The sequence below is a fragment of the Leptospira limi genome (assembly GCF_026151395.1).
GTDB classification, from domain to species: Bacteria; Spirochaetota; Leptospiria; order Leptospirales; family Leptospiraceae; genus Leptospira_A; species Leptospira_A limi.
Genome location: NZ_JAMQPV010000001.1, coordinates 2,411,306 through 2,427,904, shown reverse-complemented (window position 1 = coordinate 2,427,904; position 16,599 = coordinate 2,411,306). Strand labels below are relative to the sequence as shown.

The following is a 16,599-nucleotide window of genomic DNA, read 5'->3' as shown; positions in this document are numbered from 1 at the left end:
ATTTACAATAAATAACTTCTCATCACATTGACAGATAAAGTTTTAAAAACATCTTTATCTTCTTCAATTTTTCCCACTTTCCAATTGATTCCTGAGGGAGATGCATACAAACTTCTTGCTGGTTTTCCATCAGTAGGTCCACAAACACGGATCAAATGGATGTTTCTCTCTTTTGCAAGGTTTTCGTAATGACTTAAATCTTCTTCATAAGTCCGATTGGGATTTGCGGAATCCAAATGGAAAATAATTTCAATATTTTCCTTTTTGAATTCATCCCAAATGGATTTGTTTTGCATATCTTCACCTAATAATAAACCAAAACGAAGACCACCCATAATGAAAATGGACTCCGTTACACCTTCTTTCACTTCAATGTCTACAGTTTGGTTTGGTGTTTTTTTCTCATAAAAATCAACTAATACAAGTGATTGGACGATTGGTAATGCAGCCACCAGTTTTCCATTTTCATTATTTCGGTAGTGGCTACCACCAAGGATCACACCTGAAAATTTCTCAGAGATTTCTAAGATATGATCTTGGTATTCTTTTTCGTGCTTTGTTCCATCTTTGGGAGAAACACTTTGAAATAGGTGTGGGTAACCTTCAGGGAGGATTAAAAAATGTGCCTTACTTTGTTGGATTTTTATAATTTCTTCATGGGTGAACCTTTTATGCAGATTCTTTTGATAAATTGCGATTTTTATGACTGCCATTAAAAAGGGTTTCCTTTTGGTAAAATGTCATCATCAGAAAGGTCATCAATACTGTCTTCATTTGTTTCTTCAAGGTCAGACTCAGTAGTTGTTGAGTCAATGCCTGTATTTTGAACTTCCACGTTTCCTGGTTCGGATTCATTCTCCAATTCACTTGCATCTGGGGAATTAGTTTCTTTCGCGGTTTCTAACTCCACTCCAAAAGAAGATTTCATTTGTTCAGGAGTCAGTTCGACTAGGCCTCCAAATAGATCCCCTGTGTCAATACGGTCATGCAAAGCAAGTAAGTAACAATAAGCTTCCATGATACATTGTTTGACCGGTTTTTTATTGAGTCGTTTTCGCGACTCCATCGAATCCAAAGTCAATATATCATTCATATTTGCTACAATTTCCTTTTTCCCCTTCATGTCTTTGATAAGGGTGAGAAGGGAATCTCTTGATTTTAAGCTAAAATCCTTAATGGCCATCCTAACGGTTCTGGATTGTCCGGTCCGTTTTTGTTCGATTCCAGTTAGTTTTTTAGATGCTTCGATGTAATTTGCACCCGGATTTGCTTTGTGTTTTTCTAATTCTCTTAGTATGTCATGGTAAATTCGAAATTGGTCGATGATGGTTCTTGTACTTTCATAAATATCCAACATCTTTTGACGATAATCCACCTTTACACCGTTTACCGATCCAGGTTTGATATCAATTTTTTTGGTAGTCATTACAAAGGAATATTCATCATCAAATTCGTAAAAGTAGAATAGGGCAAGAAGTGCTTTATCCGCATCTGGGATGTTTGCGTATTCATTTTTTGGATCAAATTTTTTACGCAACTTTGGTATTGAATACATTTGCATCAAACGTAATCCATAGGCTTCTTCTTTTGATAAAGGAACTTCTTCTTCCTTTTTATCCTCTTCCTTCTTTGCGTTTTCTGCTTCCTTATCTTCTTTTGTTTCTAATTGTTTTCCACCTGGAACATTTTCACCAGACTTTCTTTGACCTGGTTTGTCTTCAGGAGTAATCCCCAGAAGATTTTCCATATAACGAGAAATAAGCGGGATATTCTTGTTTTCAGCACGAAGGACAACTAGATACAAACGATCAAAAAATCCTTCAAATAAGGTGTCTATTTCTTGCAAAACTTTTCGTTTTTTGTTCGCATAGATTAAAGCAGGTTTCCCTTCTAACTTCTGTAATTCGTCATAAGCTTGCGAAAATGATTTTTTTAAAGTTTCTTGGTATGGATAAAGAATGTACATTCTTTTAAACAAAGAATAAATTTGGTTTCTGACTCGTTCAATGGCAACAGGCGATTCAGGAGCTGTCATGATCGGCTCAGTGATATCTGTCAGTTCTGGGCCATTGTATAATTTTTGGCCCATTGCTAAAAGTTCGATGAGTAATGGGTTTATTCGATCAAGGGCTTTACTGAGTTGAGGTGAGTATTGTTGGTTTGCGAGTAATTCATTTCCACTGTATTGGAGTTCAATCAGTGCTTGTTTACCACGGATCGAAAAATCATGCATGAATTTAGGTGTTAGGTCACTTGACCCAAAGGATGTGACTCTTGCTAACCAACATTTTAATTTGATCGAAAATCTTGCAGAAAAACTACTGATTTCTTTTTCAAATTGAGCTTTGGAATCAAGTTGTGATTTCGTATTCGTCGAGTCCTGTTTGGAAGGACTCCCTCCGCTGCCACCACCGCGGTTTCCTTGGCGACTGTCCTCATTGCCACGAGATACAGTGCTTTGTCTCAGTTTTGGTTCTGGACGAGTTTTTTTATTGTCATCATCTTTTGGAGGTGTTTTCTCTTTGATGACTTCTCCACCAGCGCTCTTAAACTTATTGAACATATCCTTTCGTTGAGAATCGTCCAGTTTTCCTACGCCAATGGCCCTCTTGGTATTATCGAAATCGCCCATATATTTATTATCGTTCCAGTTTCTCAATATGGGAACCCAATTTCTTTCAAAAAGCAATTTTTAGTAGATTCCCCCGTTTTTCGAAAAAGATTGGAGTCCAAAAGGAAAGACTATGGCAGATTATATCCTATCAGATGATTTAAAAGAAGCAGTACAAGTGGCAGAGATCACAAAACGTCCTCTCCTTTTGAAAGGGGAACCTGGAACAGGAAAAACCCTACTCGCAAGTTTCCTTGCCGAAACCAAGAATCTCCCTTTTTACCGATGGCATATCAAATCAACGAGCCTTGCCAAAGAAGGATTGTATTTTTACGATGCGGTTTCCAGGCTCAATGACTCTCGTTTCCCTGATGAAGAAGCAATGAACCGGGTAAGGGAAGTTAGAAACTACATTCGACTTGGTGCTCTTGGGGAAGCGTTCCTACATCCAAAAAAGTCTGTGGTCCTCATTGATGAAATCGATAAGGCGGACATTGAATTCCCAAATGATTTGTTACTCGAACTTGATAAAATGGAATTTTTTATCCCAGAAACCAAAGAACACATTGTAGCCAAGGAACGTCCGATTGTCATCATCACTTCCAATAATGAAAAAGAACTTCCAGATGCTTTTTTACGTCGTTGTATTTTCCATTATATAGAATTTCCCAAACGAGAGTCGATGAAGGAAATCATCAAAGCCCATTATCCTTCCATTGAAACAGAATTTATGGAAAAAGCACTCGCCATGTTTTATTCCATTCGTAAAATAGAAAGTCTCCGAAAAAAACCATCAACCAGTGAATTATTGGATTGGATCCAAGTTTTACTTATTTCCGGAGAAACATTGGAATCGAATAAAATCCCCTTTGCCGGAACTTTATTCAAATCGGAAGATGATTACAGGGTGTACTTAAACTAATATGTTCCTCGATTTTTTCTATAACTTGCGTAGAGAAACAGTCCCTTGTTCCACAGGAGAACTCATCGCATTTTTAGAAAGTATACGTAAACTCACTGACCCCACAGGTTATATTTCCATCGAGCAGTTGTACCGAGTGGGAAGGCTTAATTTTGCAAAAGATTTAAAACACTATGATTCCTATGATTTAGCTTTTGGAAAAACATTTGGAAGTTGGAAGGAACAAAGGATTCAGTTTCGTGATGTCCTTATGGAATGGTTAGAAGAAAATATTCCAAAAGATCTCTCGGAAGAACAAAAACAAAATGCACCTAACCTCAGTATGGAAGAGGTCATTGAAGAATTAAAAAAACGACTCGCCGAACAAAAAGAACGGCATGATGGCGGAAGTAAGTGGGTTGGAACTTCTGGGACAAGTCCTTTTGGAAATTCTGGATATAACCCCAATGGTCTATCGATAGGTGGCAATACAGAGGGAGAAGGGAACAGGTCTGGTGTTAGCCTTTGGAATGAACGAAAGTACAAAGCCTATCGGGAAGATGAAATTTTAGACACTCGTTCCATCCAATTAGCCCTAAAGGAACTTCGGTTTTTGAAAAAGGAAGGAAAACGAGAACTCCATGTTGACAAAACCATTGACAAAACTTGTGAAAATGGTGGAGAAATTGAACTTGTAGAAGAACGAGAAAGAAAAAATTCCCTTAGGCTTGTCCTCATTATGGACATTGGTGGGAGTATGACCCCACATTCTGACAGGGTAAGTAAATTATTCAGTGCCAGCAGAGGTTTGTATCACTTTAAAGAAGTACATAATTATTTTTTCCATAATATCTTTCACGAATTCCTATATGCCAATCACGAATTCCAATCACGGATTTCCTTAAAACATTTTGAAGAAAAGTATAGGAAAAATACAAAACTAATTTTTGTAGGGGATGCATACATGGCTCCTTACGAACTCATGGGAACACCTTACAATGTGTATGCGTATCATTCCCACTCAAAAGAAGAAAAGGAAAAAAAAGCAAAGAGTGGTTTGGAATGTTTGAAGGAACTGGTTGGTTATTTCCCCGATTCTGTTTGGCTAAACCCAGAACCTAAACGATTTTGGGGAGCACCTACCATTGAGGCCATCGAAGATGTTGTTCCGATGTTTCCACTCACGATTGAAGGTCTCAGAAAAGCTGTCAAACATTTGGTTTGAGGAAAAGAATCCGCCAGATTTGATTCATTTTCCTCTTTGTATTTGTCGTTAATTAGAGTAAATGTCCATTCATATCTCCATTCCAAGTCTGGTCATTTTTCTCATTAATCTTTGTACGCTTGCTTTTTATTATTCGTTTTATCGCTTCCATTTCTATCGTTTTACAGAAGGATTTTTACAGTACACAGCTCTAGCTTTTTCCTTATTTAGCGCGGGGATTGCCATTGGGTTACAAGCAATGTTTTTGCAGTTGTTACCGAATGGAGGACCCCTTTGGAATTCCTTTTTTCTATCTTCCTTCGTGGAAGAGTTTGCGAAGTTACTTGGCATTTATCTTTTCTTTAGCAAAAACCAAGATGAGTTCACTGTAACAGATGGAATCTTTTATGGATTGGTTTTGGGAGGAGGATTTGGGTTAGTTGAAAATATACTCTATTTTATCAACACTGGTCTTTGGTCCCAAGTATTACGATCCATCACGGCACTTCCCATTCATATGATGAATGGAGGACTCGTTGGTGCTTTTACGATGATGTTTCTCTTTCATAAAAATCCCGTTTTTAAGTGGGGGAATTTGTTCACTGGATTTTTTGTCTGCGTTTTTTTTCACGGGTTATACAATCTTTCCCTTTTCCAAGAAATTGATCTCCTTCTCATATTACCCATTTGTATATTGGCATTGTTTTTTTTATTGGAGATCACGATCGCAAAATCAAGGATTCTCGTTCCAGGCCATATTTTAAAATTGATGGATATGAGTATGGAAGAGTATGAAATCTTAAGTCGACACAATCGTCACGAAGGATGGATACAAAATGTCCAAAAACACATTTCCACATCAGGCATTCGTTTATTCCAGTACCCAAACTTACGGCATACTATTTTGACCATTTTCTTTTTAGTACCGGGGATCCTTTCAATTTATTTGTTATACGATGCACCTGAATGGATTGGTAGAAAATTTCCAGACTTAGCTGTACAAGATTATTTTGCTCTTTTTGTAATGTATCCAATTGTTCTTGCTTTGATGTTTTTCTTTGCAGGAATTTTAAATCCCTATTTTTTTAGGGATCGAATGCTTGCTGTACCATTGTTTAGTTCCGTTGATATGCATGTTGGGAACAAGGAAGAAAATTCAGCAATTTTTCATATCAAAGCCAATTTGTTTTATTTACCAACCTCACAAAACTATGAAAAGAATACAAAAGCTAGTTTTGATTTATGGTTAGGACTCAATTGTTTTTCGGGATTGGACGGAAAAGTCCTTTGGAGTCGGGAAAATGAAGAAGGGAATTGTGGAGTGATGTGCCAACTTGATTCCATTCCATTTGCATTTTTATTAAAATGGAACTACTTTCGCTTCAAACAAAACATAAAAAACTTATTTCTTAGAAAAGTTCAAGTATAAGAGATTTAGGACTCAAAATTTAGATTCAAAACTAAAACCATATTGTAAAAACTCATTTGGTTTTTGCGAATACACATTCATTTGGTTGTAAATTGAGCTTGGTTTGTAGTCAAACATTGGTTTTAAATACACCGCTTGTGAACTTTCTTTATTTGATTCTCTTTGTCCTAAATAAAAACTATCGATAAAACTATATGTCAATATGGATGCGAAGACCACTCCGTAAATAGTAAACCTTTGCCTGTGGAAATCATAACGATCATTACCAATAGTATTCGCAAATAAGAATACACGTCCGTCTCCAGTAGGTATGTATTCAATGTCTTGGTTGATTGCTTTCACGGACATATTGTACTCATACGCCATTCCAATACCGGAAAGAAAAGCGGTTCCAAATAAAATAGCAGCTTTACTATATTTTTTTTCAGAAATGGATGCATATCCAGGAATTACCTTTGGAGTTTCCTCTTTAATCACTTTGGCAATGACCGATTTGTTTTGGTATTCAAAGGATTCAAAATCGAGTGCATCGGCTGATTCTATTTTTTTTTCTTCTGTTTCAAAATTCATCCTCCCTCGGTCGATGGATTTGTAAGTACCGAAGATTTCTTTGTTGCCAAATACCCATTTTCCTTTAGCACCGAATTGGATGTAACGATCGACTGGAAGACCAGATTCTCTTTGGATTTTGAGTGTTGTGATTTTCCGAATGGGAATTATTTCCAATTCTAAGGGACTACTTTTTTTGGAAAAACTAGCATTTGTTTTTGTAAGCCTGGTGAGAATTAGATCACAATCTTCCACCCCAAATGTTTTGTAATCAGCACAAGCAGGGAGGCCATCATAACCAACATCAATTCCTAACACATCTTCGTTGGAGAACTTATAACGTTTTCCTTGGTCAATCCATTCCACATGGGTCGGGGTTACGTTTTGGACTTTTCCATTCAGTACTTCCCCCGATTTTAATCGGATTTTGTCAGCAAACAGATCCATTCCGAAAAGTACTGATCCAAGAAAAAAAAGGGCCAGTTTAATCTTACGAATCTTTGCTATGTGGATCATTAAAACCAATGGAAATTCTCAATTTTGTGATAGATTTCTATCACTTAATTATCGACAATACTAGTAATTGCCGTGAACAAAAGCAAAATCAAAACGACTAATTCCTTACGCTTTAAGATTGGACTCTTTTATTCTCTCTTAGCCTTCCTTAATATCATCTTTTTTACGGTGATGATCTTCGAAAACCAGTCAGATTTACTCCTAAAAAACTTCCAATTCCAATCGGAAAATTTAGCCAATACCATCCTCACCGACATCCAGACCATTGGACTTTCGAGTGAAAGAGATGAAAATTTTGAAGTTTTCCGGAAAACTCTCAAACTGTATGAAATTAACAATTTTTCGATCTTTGATGCCGATGGAAAAATCCTACAAGCTGAACCTGAGTCAAACTCTACAAATCTAACCATTCCTGATTCCGTTCTCAAAAAAACGAAGGAAGTTTCCGCGGATAAAGAAGGGAATTTATTCAAAGCAAGATACAGTTTGGACCTAAATGAGTCTGATTTTACTGTGGATTTTCTTTTACCAATTCGGCTCTCCGATGGAAGGGAAGTCTTTTTATACACACATTTTAATATTTCAAGCATCCAAGACAGATTGAAACAACTCTACATCCAAGTCGGTTATGCTGTCATTTGGGGAGTTCTGTTTCATATCATTTTTGCAATCCTTGTGTATCGAGCGATCTTCAAACGTGTTGGTGATTTGGAAATTGCATCTAAGGATATGGCAACTGGTAATTTGGAATCAAGGGTCAATTGGAAATTCAAAAGTGATGACGAACTTGATAGTTTAGGTAAGTCATTTAACCAAATGGCAGAAGAGATTCAAAATAAGGTAACAACGATTACTCGCTTAAACCAAGAAATTAACCAAGAACTCCAAATTGGAAAAGAAGTTCAGGAACTCTTTTTACCTTCAGTTAAGAAATTCAAAAAATTCAATATCGGAAAATTATACCGTCCTATGCGAGAGGTTTCTGGAGATTTGTACCAATACTTTCAAATTCCAGAACAAAACTTTTATGGATTTTTTTTGGCAGATGCATCGGGACATGGAGTTTCCGCAGCGCTAGTAACAGTTGTAATGGCCATGTCAATTCAATCCATTATGAAAGAAAATCCAGCTCCTATCCACGCAATTAACTCGTTAGGTGAAGTGATAGCAAATCGACTCCAAGCGTCCTTCTTTGCTACAGGAGTATTTGTGGTTTTTGATGAACCAGGTGTAGTTAAATTTGTAAACGCAGGTCATAATGCACCCTTTATCATACGACCATCTACAAAAGAAGTCCGATTTGTCGACAGTTCTGGTCCACCACTTGGTATGGGAGACGACATTCAGTATTCCCTTGAATCCTTTCCTGTAGAACCAGGTGATAAAATCATACTTTATACGGATGGGGTTGTGGAAACACCAATCAAAGAAGGTGGTTTGTTCGGTTTAGATCGTTTTACTGAAGTTGTTTTAGAAAATATTCATTTATCCAATGCGGAAATCGTAGAGAAGGCGATGGCACTTCTTGATGAAAAACATGAAGAGTATAAGGATGATGTTACCATGTTAGTCCTTGATGTACCAGAATGAAAAAGTTTTTCTTTTTTTCTTTATTTGGATTTTTATTCTTATTTTTTGCGATGGCATCAGAAGCCATTGTTAGTGTTAAATTACAAGAATTAAGATTTGGAATCTTAAGAGACCAATTGATGAATTATGAACTTTCATCGCAAACTCTGCGTGAACGTTTAAAACAAATGTTTTTATCAAAAGATGACTATATGACGGAAGTCAAAGTGAATATCCTTGAATCTGGGATCATGAACTCAGAAACGGAAGGATTAGATCTTAAGGTGAGCTGGAAAGATAAATTTGGATTGTATGTCATCAATTCAGTTCGTTTTCTCAATTTAAAATCCCCTCTCGAACTAGAAGAACAACAAAAAACTATCATACGATTGCAGTTTGCTTTTTATATGGAGAGAACGAGGAAATATCCAATTGCTTCTAAAAAATACCAAGAACTAGAAGAGTCTATTACCTCTACTTTATCAGATGAGATGGCTTTTGCATTATTACACCATGGTTATTGTTTAGTGATGATGGGAGACCGTGATAAAGCGTTTGTAAAACTCAATAAAGCAATTGATTTATTTCCTGGATCACATTACGCAGAAAACGCAGCACTTCTTATCAGTTTTCTAGAAGACGGACAAAAGAAAAAGGAAGAACTAAAATCTAAAAAGAAATCGCCAGAAGAATTGGCATATTCGCTTTTCCAAAGTGGAGATTATGAAGAAACACTTAGAACATTAGAAAGTTTACCTTCTCTCACCAATGACCAGTCTTACATTAAAGCACGTTCCATGGAAGAACTGGGAAAAACTTCCAATGCAGTAAAAGAATACATCCAATTGGTGAAACAAAAGGAAAATAAAGAAGTGGCTATTCGTGCCAATCGAAGGTTACTCCTGATTGGAAATTTTTACCAAGAGAACAAATCATTAGTTGCCTTTTCTAAAGAAGAAGCAACCAAATTGGGTGATACCAAAGCTGCCGAGAATATTGAAGAAGGAAAAAGTTTAGTTCTTAAACCAGTCATCATTGAAAAAATCCTAAAAACAGAAAATTCATCCAATTTGTCAAAAGAGGAAACAACTGAACTCAATCAAATCAAAGACGAAATCAAACTTTCGTTAGAGGATTCCAAACAAGAAACTAAAAGATTAGCATTAGTTGTTTCAGAGGAAAAACTACCACTCGTTCCAGAAACGAGTCCTACAACGGAAAAAAAAGCGGAAGATCCACCAAAGAATCTTTCTCAAAATAAAGACGCAAATGTCCCTCTCAAATTAAAAGTGAAGTTAAGAGATGGTAGGGAAGTTGTCTGTGATGAAGTCCTCATTGAAGGGAACTTAGCAAGTCTGAAATTAGGAAGTTTTGGTTTGAATTTGCCCTATGATTTGATTGTGTCTGTCCAATCAAGCCAACCCAAAAAAGGGAAAATCAAAATTGGAACTAACAATGGAATTGCAGGTGAGTCCTCAAAATGGATCCAGAATCAAAGTGGAGATTGGGTATTGTCTAAGGATGCTGAAAATCCTGTTACTAAAGCCGATGTTAGGTACTTTCGGCTCTAGAATGACCTGGTGGATTACGGTAGTTCCGCTTCCCCCCCTAAAATTGTAAAAAATTTGTCCAAACTGGATAATTTTAAAATCACCATCACATCTTGGCTCACATTGAGAAGGAAAAATTGCCCTTCTTCAGATTTGAGTTTCTTTTGTAAATTGGCAAGGAGAGCAATCCCAGAGGAATCTAATAATTTGATATTAATCATGTCAATTGCTACCGATTCTGCTCCATCATCAATGATCTTATGGAGCTCTTTTTTGAGCGCTGGTGCAGAATAAATGTCGAGGGAACCCTCTAGAGTAACAACTGTATGATTTTTAACTTGTTTTGTTGTGAAATTCATTGAACTTCCTACTGGCACGTATACTATCTGTTTTTACACAAATTTTGTAAAGAATTTTTGTAGAATTGGTTCCCGACAGAGATCGAGTTACAATCCTACTAGAAAAAACCCTAGTTTTGTAATTTTTTTAAGACCAAAGTGATCGCTTGGTTGAAACCATCATAACCACCTTTGTCATAGTCATTCAAATCTTTGTATTCCAAATCATTCATATCTAGCAGTAACTTACGTAACTCGTGTTCTAAATACTCCTTTCGGATGTAACTCGTTTCAAAAACCTTCGGATGCACTTGGCCATTTGACGAGAATTCGTTGAAATTTCGAATCTTTTTAGGTTGAGATTTTTAGAATTTTCCCTATCCTGAACGTGGAGATACGCCTCACCACAACCATAATGGGAAGTCCAATCAGTGTTTTAATTCTAGAAAACGATTCCAATAGCGTTTTTGATATTGTTCGTGAAATGAAATCGAATGGACTAAGTCCACTTTACAAAGTTGTCGAATCCTTTGGTTCCTTTGAAACAACTGTGATGGAAGAAGATTGGGATGCGATCATTTGTAGTACACGAAAACCTTTCTATTTAGAAATTTCGCTTTATCTAAAATTTTTAAACGAAAAAAAAATCGATATTCCTGTCATTCTTTTATCTGACCCAGAAGACTTCCAAAAAAACTTACAGTATATGAAGTCCGGTGTAAATGATATCGTTGATCGAAAAACATTGCTTAGGTTAGTTGAGGTTCTAGAAAGAGAAAGAAGAGAATTGGTTTATCGAAAGGAAAAAAATACAACTGAAAGTTTTTTATTCCAATCTCTAAAAGAAATTCAGCTACAAAAATTTGCCTTAGACCAAGCCAATATTGTTTCGATCACTGATGCAAATGGAATCATCACTTATGTGAATGATGCATTCTCTAAATGTAGCGGATATTTGGTTACCGAATTACTTGGTCAAAATCATCGAATCTTAAAAAGCCAAAATAAAACAAAAGATGAATGGGAAAAAATTTGGGAATCCATTCATAAAGGTAATGTTTGGCGTGGTGAGATCCTCAATACTAAAAAAGATGGAACCGGATTTTGGGTTGATACAACGATAGTCCCTTTCATAGGGACAGATGGTTCTGTATTTCAATACATTGCAATCCATCATGACATTACGGATAGGAAATTAGCAGAAGAACAACTAACTCATGATGCTTTTTATGATAATCTTACAGGATTGCCAAATCGAGCATTGTATCTTGCAAGGATTGAACAAAAGATATTTACATATAATCTTAAAAAAGACGGATATCCAATCTTATTTTGTATCAATATAGATAATTTCAAACGCATCAACCATTCCCTTGGAAATGAAGCTGGTGATAAAATTTTAATTATTTTTTCTCAAAGACTAAAACAATTTTCTGACAAAGAAGCAGTTATCACTAGATTAGGCGCTGATAATTTTTCGATTTTACTCAATCATTTGCTTTCGATTGAAGAAGCATTTGACTACGCATACCGTTTACTTGAATACATTGGGGACCCAATTCCAATCAGTGGATATGAAATTTATTTAACCGCTTCTTGTGGAATATCAGCATTTGGACTCGGTGGAAAAGAAGCAGATGTATTACTTCGAAACGCTGAAATCGCAATGTTTCATGCAAAATCGCAAAAAGTGGGTACGGTTGCAGTTTTTAACCAAGCAATGCAGGAAAAAATTCACTTCCAACTTGAAATCCAAAATGATTTAAAAAAAGCACTCACTCAAAATGAAATTTCTGTTTTTTACCAACCCATTTTAGATCTAAATACAAACAAAATTGGGCATTGGGAAGCACTCGTTAGGTGGCGTCATCCGCAAAGAGGAATGGTTTCGCCTGCCGAATTCATCCCACTTGCAGAAGATTCAGGTTTGATTGTACCCATTACACGGTTTGTTTTAGAACAAACTGCTAATGTGATTGAGGAAGTACAAACCAAAAAAGGGCATCCAATCTCAATAGCAGTAAACTTGAGCCCACAAGTGTTTTTTGATCAGAATATTTTTCATTGGATTGTTGATTTACACAAACAACGAAAGATTCCATACACATCACTCCAAGTCGAAATTACTGAAAGTTTGGCTATGAAAAATTTATCAGAAACTGTCCCAATTTTATCGAACCTAATTGATATTGGAGTCAAGGTAGCACTTGATGATTTTGGAACTGGTTTTTCTTCTTTGTCTTATTTAGAAAAACTCCCTTTATCAATTTTGAAAATTGATAAATCATTTTTAAATAATGTCCACGTAGGTTCCAAAGAGAGTTTTTTACTGATCTCCATCATCAATATGGCTCATGATTTAGGTTATTCAGTTGTGGCAGAAGGTGTGGAAGAGTTAGAACAATTGGAGTTGTTGAAGTCATATAAATGTGACGAAATCCAAGGTTATTGGTTATCCAAACCAATCCCATTCCCTGAAATCATTCCATTCTTAGATTCATTTTATAAAAAGGAAAAGTAATGAAACACTTACAATTTTTAAGTTTAATTTTTTTTGTATTACACTGTAGTACATCGCCAACAGGAAGAAAACAGATCATTTTGGTCAGTGATGGCGAAATGAACGAAATGGGAACACAAGCTTTTGATGATTTAAAATCAAAAACACCGATTGATACAAGAAATAATACCAATTCATATGTAAAATGTATCGTTGATTCTGAGTTAGGCGTTACGACAGATACTACAGGTGTAGATTCTTGGGAGGTGATTGTGTTTAAAGATAATACGCCCAATGCATTTGCCTTACCTGGTGGAAAAATTGGAGTGTTTACTGGAATGTTTTCTGTTGCAAAGAATAAAGAGCAACTAGCAGCGGTAATTGGACACGAAATAGGACATGTCATCGCAAGGCATGGAAATGAAAGAGTTTCCCAAAATCAATTGGCTTCCGGTTCTGTGAAGCTCCTCGAAACTCTTGGGAAACCGACAGTGGCAGGAGCACTGGGTATGGGTGCAAAATTTGGAGTTCTATTACCTTTTTCAAGACAACATGAATCGGAAGCAGATTTAATTGGTTTAGAAATTATGGCGAAAGCAGGTTTTGATCCAAGAGAAAGTGTAAACCTATGGAAAAATATGAGTGCACTAGGTGGAGGGAAACCTACTGAACTTTTATCAACGCATCCCTCGGATGAAACCAGGATGAAACAACTAAACCAAGCCATGCCGAAGGCAATGGCATTGTTTGAATCAGCGCTACAATCTGGAAAAAAACCAAATTGTGTTATGTGAAGGAGTTACTCACAGAGTAACTTCCTTCCTGTAATTTTACAATTTCTAGATTTACCATCATCGATTAAAACTCCGATACCTTCTTGGCCATCGGAGGAAAAATCTCCAGAAACAGATTTTCCATCTTTGAAACTATAAGTTCCTTTTCCATTGATTTGGCCATTTTGGAATTCACCAACATACTTATCACCATTTTTGAAATTGTACTCACCTGGGCCTTGTTTTTTATCTTCCACATAAGTCCCATTGAATTTTTCACCATCAGCATAGAGAAAATTTCCTGCACCATCTCTTAAATCATTTTTGAAGGAACCAGTATAAATGTCTCCATTATCATAAACATATTTACCAACTCCATTGACACAATTTCCTTCGATGCATCCAAATTTTTTACCACCTTTTTCTGGGTCTTCCATATTCACATTACGTGAGTTTGATTTTGTATCCTGGTTTTTGGAATCAGTTGTTTCTTTTGGATCATTGGATGCACATGATACAAATAATAATAAAAATGAAGTTATAAAAATGGTTTTCCAGTGATTCTTCATAAATCCCCCAATGCCTTAGATGATCCCGGATGGCAGAAGAAAAATCAATTCAAAAAGTAATTTTGGATATTTTCAAAGGAGTTACTTGGTGGGTTGTTTTCCTGGTCGATTTCGTTATTTTCAGATTTTGGTTTGTTTTTTGGTTCTAAAGATTCATATAATTTTGATTCTTTGTCCAAATCTGACAAAAATCGGCTAACGGAAGTAAAACGATTTTTGTCATTAAATGCTGGATTTGTTAGAAAAAGTAGGTCTTTTGCTCTGGTAATTGCTACATAAAACAATCGTCTTTCTTCTTCGAGTTCATCCGTTGTACGAATACGATGGTTCGGTAAATTACCCTCAACTACCTGCATCGTAAATACCACTTTCCATTCTAATCCTTTTGCAGAGTGGATAGTAGATAACGTCAAATATTCATCTTTTAACTCATCAGAGTTTCCAATTTCTTTGCCTTCTAAAGGATCCAGAATTAAATTGGAAAGATAATCCGATAACTTAGTTTCGTTTTTTGATAAAAGTAACAGAGAATCCAAATCTTGTTTTCTTTTTTCCGAATCATCATAGTTAGCTTCTAACAATGGTATGTAATGAGTTAAAATGGATTCTAAAACTTGGTTTGTGGATTGTTGGAATGGGGAAAGTGTGTCTAAACATTCCATAAGTTTTGAAAAAGATTGTTTTGTACTTTCTGGTAAACCAAGGAAAAAATTAGCATCGTTTTTCCATTGGAATTGGTTCGATTCCAATCGTTTATAAAGGATTTGGGAATATTTTTTACCAATTTGTTCTTCTAATAATAATATTCGATTCCATGAAAGAATGTCTCTTGGATTCTCAACAACCTTTAAATAAGCAATTACATCTTTTACATGTGCCAAATCCAAAAATCGTTTCCCACCAAACTTACGATAGGGGATTTTTTTCGCGTTTAATTGCACTTCTAATAAATGGGAGGAATATCCAGAACGAAATAAGACAGCCATTTGTGAAAAGGGGAACCCTTCTTCATAAAGTTCTAATAGTTTTTCTGCAATCCATTCCGCTTCTTCTTCAAAAGATTCCACTGTTATTAAATAAGGTGGAAATGAATGTTTCTGTGTGGATGCAATTAAATTCTTTTTATAATTTTCTGAACTTTTTTCTAGTACTGCATTCGCAAGGTTTAGAACAGGTTGGACACTTCGGTAGTTTTTTGTGAGTTGGATGATTTGCGTATTTGGAAAAATTTTCGGAAAATCCAACATGTTATGAACACTTGCTCCTCGAAAACCGTAAATACACTGTGCATCATCGCCTACAACTAAAATGTTTTGGTGGATACTTGCCAATAAACAGGCGATATGTGCTTGTATTTTATTGGTATCTTGGTATTCATCAACTAATATGTAATCATAAGTAGTGGACATTTTTTGCCGAATTCTTTCATCCGAGACAAGAATTTTGCGAGTGAATTCTAGTAAATCGTCAAAATCGAGTGAGTTGTGTTTGGCTTTGAGATCGGCAAATTTAGTTTTGATTTCTTGGATTTCTTTTGTGATACCAAGGAACATTGGATATTCCTTTTGTAGGTATTTTTCTAATGAAATTTGCAAATTGAAACAAGCAGAAAAAATTTCAGCGAGTGTTTCTTTTTTGGGAAACCGAACTTTTGTTCCAGTTGTAACAACTTGTTCCCTTGCCATACCGACAAATCCAATTGTGTCTTCTTCATCTAATATTGTAAAATTTGAATCTAAGGAGATAACACTTGCAAACTTACGTAGAAAATGATGGCAGAAGGAATGAAAGGTTCCCCCTCGAACAGACATCATACGGTTGTCCAAAATACCAGAAGCACGACCCAACATTTCTTTTGCAGCACGCCTTGTGAAGGTAAGCAAAAGGATAGATTCAGGATTTGTACCATTTTTTACCAAATGGGCCAATTTATGGACGAGGGTATTGGTTTTTCCAGTCCCCGCCCCAGCAACCACTAAAATTGGGCCTTTCTCAGCCAAAACCACTTGTCTTTGGGCATCATTTAGTTCCTGGTTCACAATACAGAGATTTGTTGTCTGGATTCTGTTGACAAACGGAAATTATTCTAT

General features: G+C 36.0%; 14 protein-coding genes. 7 read left to right on the top strand and 7 right to left on the bottom strand.

The window, feature by feature from the left end; translation table 11 throughout:
- Window positions 1-2: 2 nt before the first annotated feature.
- Together ND812_RS11225 and ND812_RS11220 are read right to left on the bottom strand one after the other, a co-directional pair.
- On the bottom strand, window positions 3-713 hold the full coding sequence (locus ND812_RS11225) for an amidohydrolase (protein WP_265375519.1): 711 nt from the start codon (window positions 711-713) through the stop codon (window positions 3-5).
- On the bottom strand, window positions 713-2,632 hold the full coding sequence (locus ND812_RS11220) for a hypothetical protein (RefSeq protein ID WP_322113664.1): 1,920 nt from the start codon (window positions 2,630-2,632) through the stop codon (window positions 713-715). Before ND812_RS11220 ends, ND812_RS11225 begins: the two co-directional genes overlap by 1 nt.
- Window positions 2,633-2,744: 112 nt before the next feature.
- On the opposite strand from ND812_RS11220, the gene ND812_RS11215 reads away from it, so the two are divergent.
- From ND812_RS11215 to ND812_RS11205, 3 genes are all read left to right on the top strand, one after another.
- Window positions 2,745-3,533 (top strand): AAA family ATPase, encoded by a 789-nt coding sequence (locus tag ND812_RS11215; protein WP_265375517.1) that lies wholly within the window; start codon window positions 2,745-2,747, stop codon window positions 3,531-3,533.
- A 1-nt stretch (window position 3,534) separates the two neighbouring features.
- The gene (locus ND812_RS11210) at window positions 3,535-4,737 is read left to right on the top strand and encodes a vWA domain-containing protein (protein ID WP_265375516.1); all 1,203 of its coding nucleotides are present in this window, start codon (window positions 3,535-3,537) and stop codon (window positions 4,735-4,737) included.
- Between the two features lie 61 nt (window positions 4,738-4,798).
- On the top strand, window positions 4,799-6,145 hold the full coding sequence (locus ND812_RS11205) for a PrsW family glutamic-type intramembrane protease (RefSeq protein WP_265375515.1): 1,347 nt from the start codon (window positions 4,799-4,801) through the stop codon (window positions 6,143-6,145).
- 12 nt (window positions 6,146-6,157) lie between these two features.
- Here ND812_RS11205 and ND812_RS11200 read toward each other — a convergent pair whose 3' ends face one another.
- A complete protein-coding gene (locus tag ND812_RS11200; RefSeq protein ID WP_265375514.1) occupies window positions 6,158-7,210 on the bottom strand; it encodes an LB_137 family protein in 1,053 nt (350 codons plus the stop codon).
- A 72-nt stretch (window positions 7,211-7,282) separates the two neighbouring features.
- Here ND812_RS11200 and ND812_RS11195 point away from each other — a divergent pair, with 72 nt between their 5' ends.
- Window positions 7,283-8,800 (top strand): PP2C family protein-serine/threonine phosphatase, encoded by a 1,518-nt coding sequence (locus tag ND812_RS11195; RefSeq protein WP_265375513.1) that lies wholly within the window; start codon window positions 7,283-7,285, stop codon window positions 8,798-8,800.
- Window positions 8,797-10,350 (top strand): tetratricopeptide repeat protein, encoded by a 1,554-nt coding sequence (locus ND812_RS11190; protein ID WP_265375512.1) that lies wholly within the window; start codon window positions 8,797-8,799, stop codon window positions 10,348-10,350. The genes ND812_RS11195 and ND812_RS11190 overlap by 4 nt, the downstream gene beginning before the upstream one ends.
- A 14-nt stretch (window positions 10,351-10,364) precedes the next feature.
- On the opposite strand, the gene ND812_RS11185 is transcribed toward ND812_RS11190, so the two are convergent.
- Together ND812_RS11185 and ND812_RS11180 are read right to left on the bottom strand one after the other, a co-directional pair.
- The gene (locus tag ND812_RS11185) at window positions 10,365-10,688 is read right to left on the bottom strand and encodes an STAS domain-containing protein (RefSeq protein WP_100726824.1); all 324 of its coding nucleotides are present in this window, start codon (window positions 10,686-10,688) and stop codon (window positions 10,365-10,367) included.
- Window positions 10,689-10,798: 110 nt separating this feature from the next.
- Entirely contained in the window at window positions 10,799-10,978 is a 180-nt protein-coding gene (locus ND812_RS11180; protein WP_108959128.1) for a hypothetical protein, read from the bottom strand.
- A gap of 104 nt (window positions 10,979-11,082) precedes the next feature.
- Here ND812_RS11180 and ND812_RS11175 point away from each other — a divergent pair, with 104 nt between their 5' ends.
- Both ND812_RS11175 and ND812_RS11170 read left to right on the top strand, forming a co-directional pair.
- The gene (locus ND812_RS11175) at window positions 11,083-13,188 is read left to right on the top strand and encodes a GGDEF domain-containing phosphodiesterase (protein ID WP_265375511.1); all 2,106 of its coding nucleotides are present in this window, start codon (window positions 11,083-11,085) and stop codon (window positions 13,186-13,188) included.
- The gene (locus ND812_RS11170) at window positions 13,188-13,961 is read left to right on the top strand and encodes a M48 family metallopeptidase (RefSeq protein WP_265375510.1); all 774 of its coding nucleotides are present in this window, start codon (window positions 13,188-13,190) and stop codon (window positions 13,959-13,961) included. Before ND812_RS11175 ends, ND812_RS11170 begins: the two co-directional genes overlap by 1 nt.
- Window positions 13,962-13,966: 5 nt before the next feature.
- Here ND812_RS11170 and ND812_RS11165 read toward each other — a convergent pair whose 3' ends face one another.
- Both ND812_RS11165 and ND812_RS11160 read right to left on the bottom strand, forming a co-directional pair.
- The gene (locus tag ND812_RS11165; protein WP_265375509.1) at window positions 13,967-14,509 is read right to left on the bottom strand and encodes an MORN repeat-containing protein; all 543 of its coding nucleotides are present in this window, start codon (window positions 14,507-14,509) and stop codon (window positions 13,967-13,969) included.
- Window positions 14,510-14,553: 44 nt separating this feature from the next.
- Window positions 14,554-16,548 (bottom strand): ATP-dependent helicase, encoded by a 1,995-nt coding sequence (locus tag ND812_RS11160; RefSeq protein ID WP_265375508.1) that lies wholly within the window; start codon window positions 16,546-16,548, stop codon window positions 14,554-14,556.
- Between the last annotated feature and the right edge of the window lie 51 nt (window positions 16,549-16,599).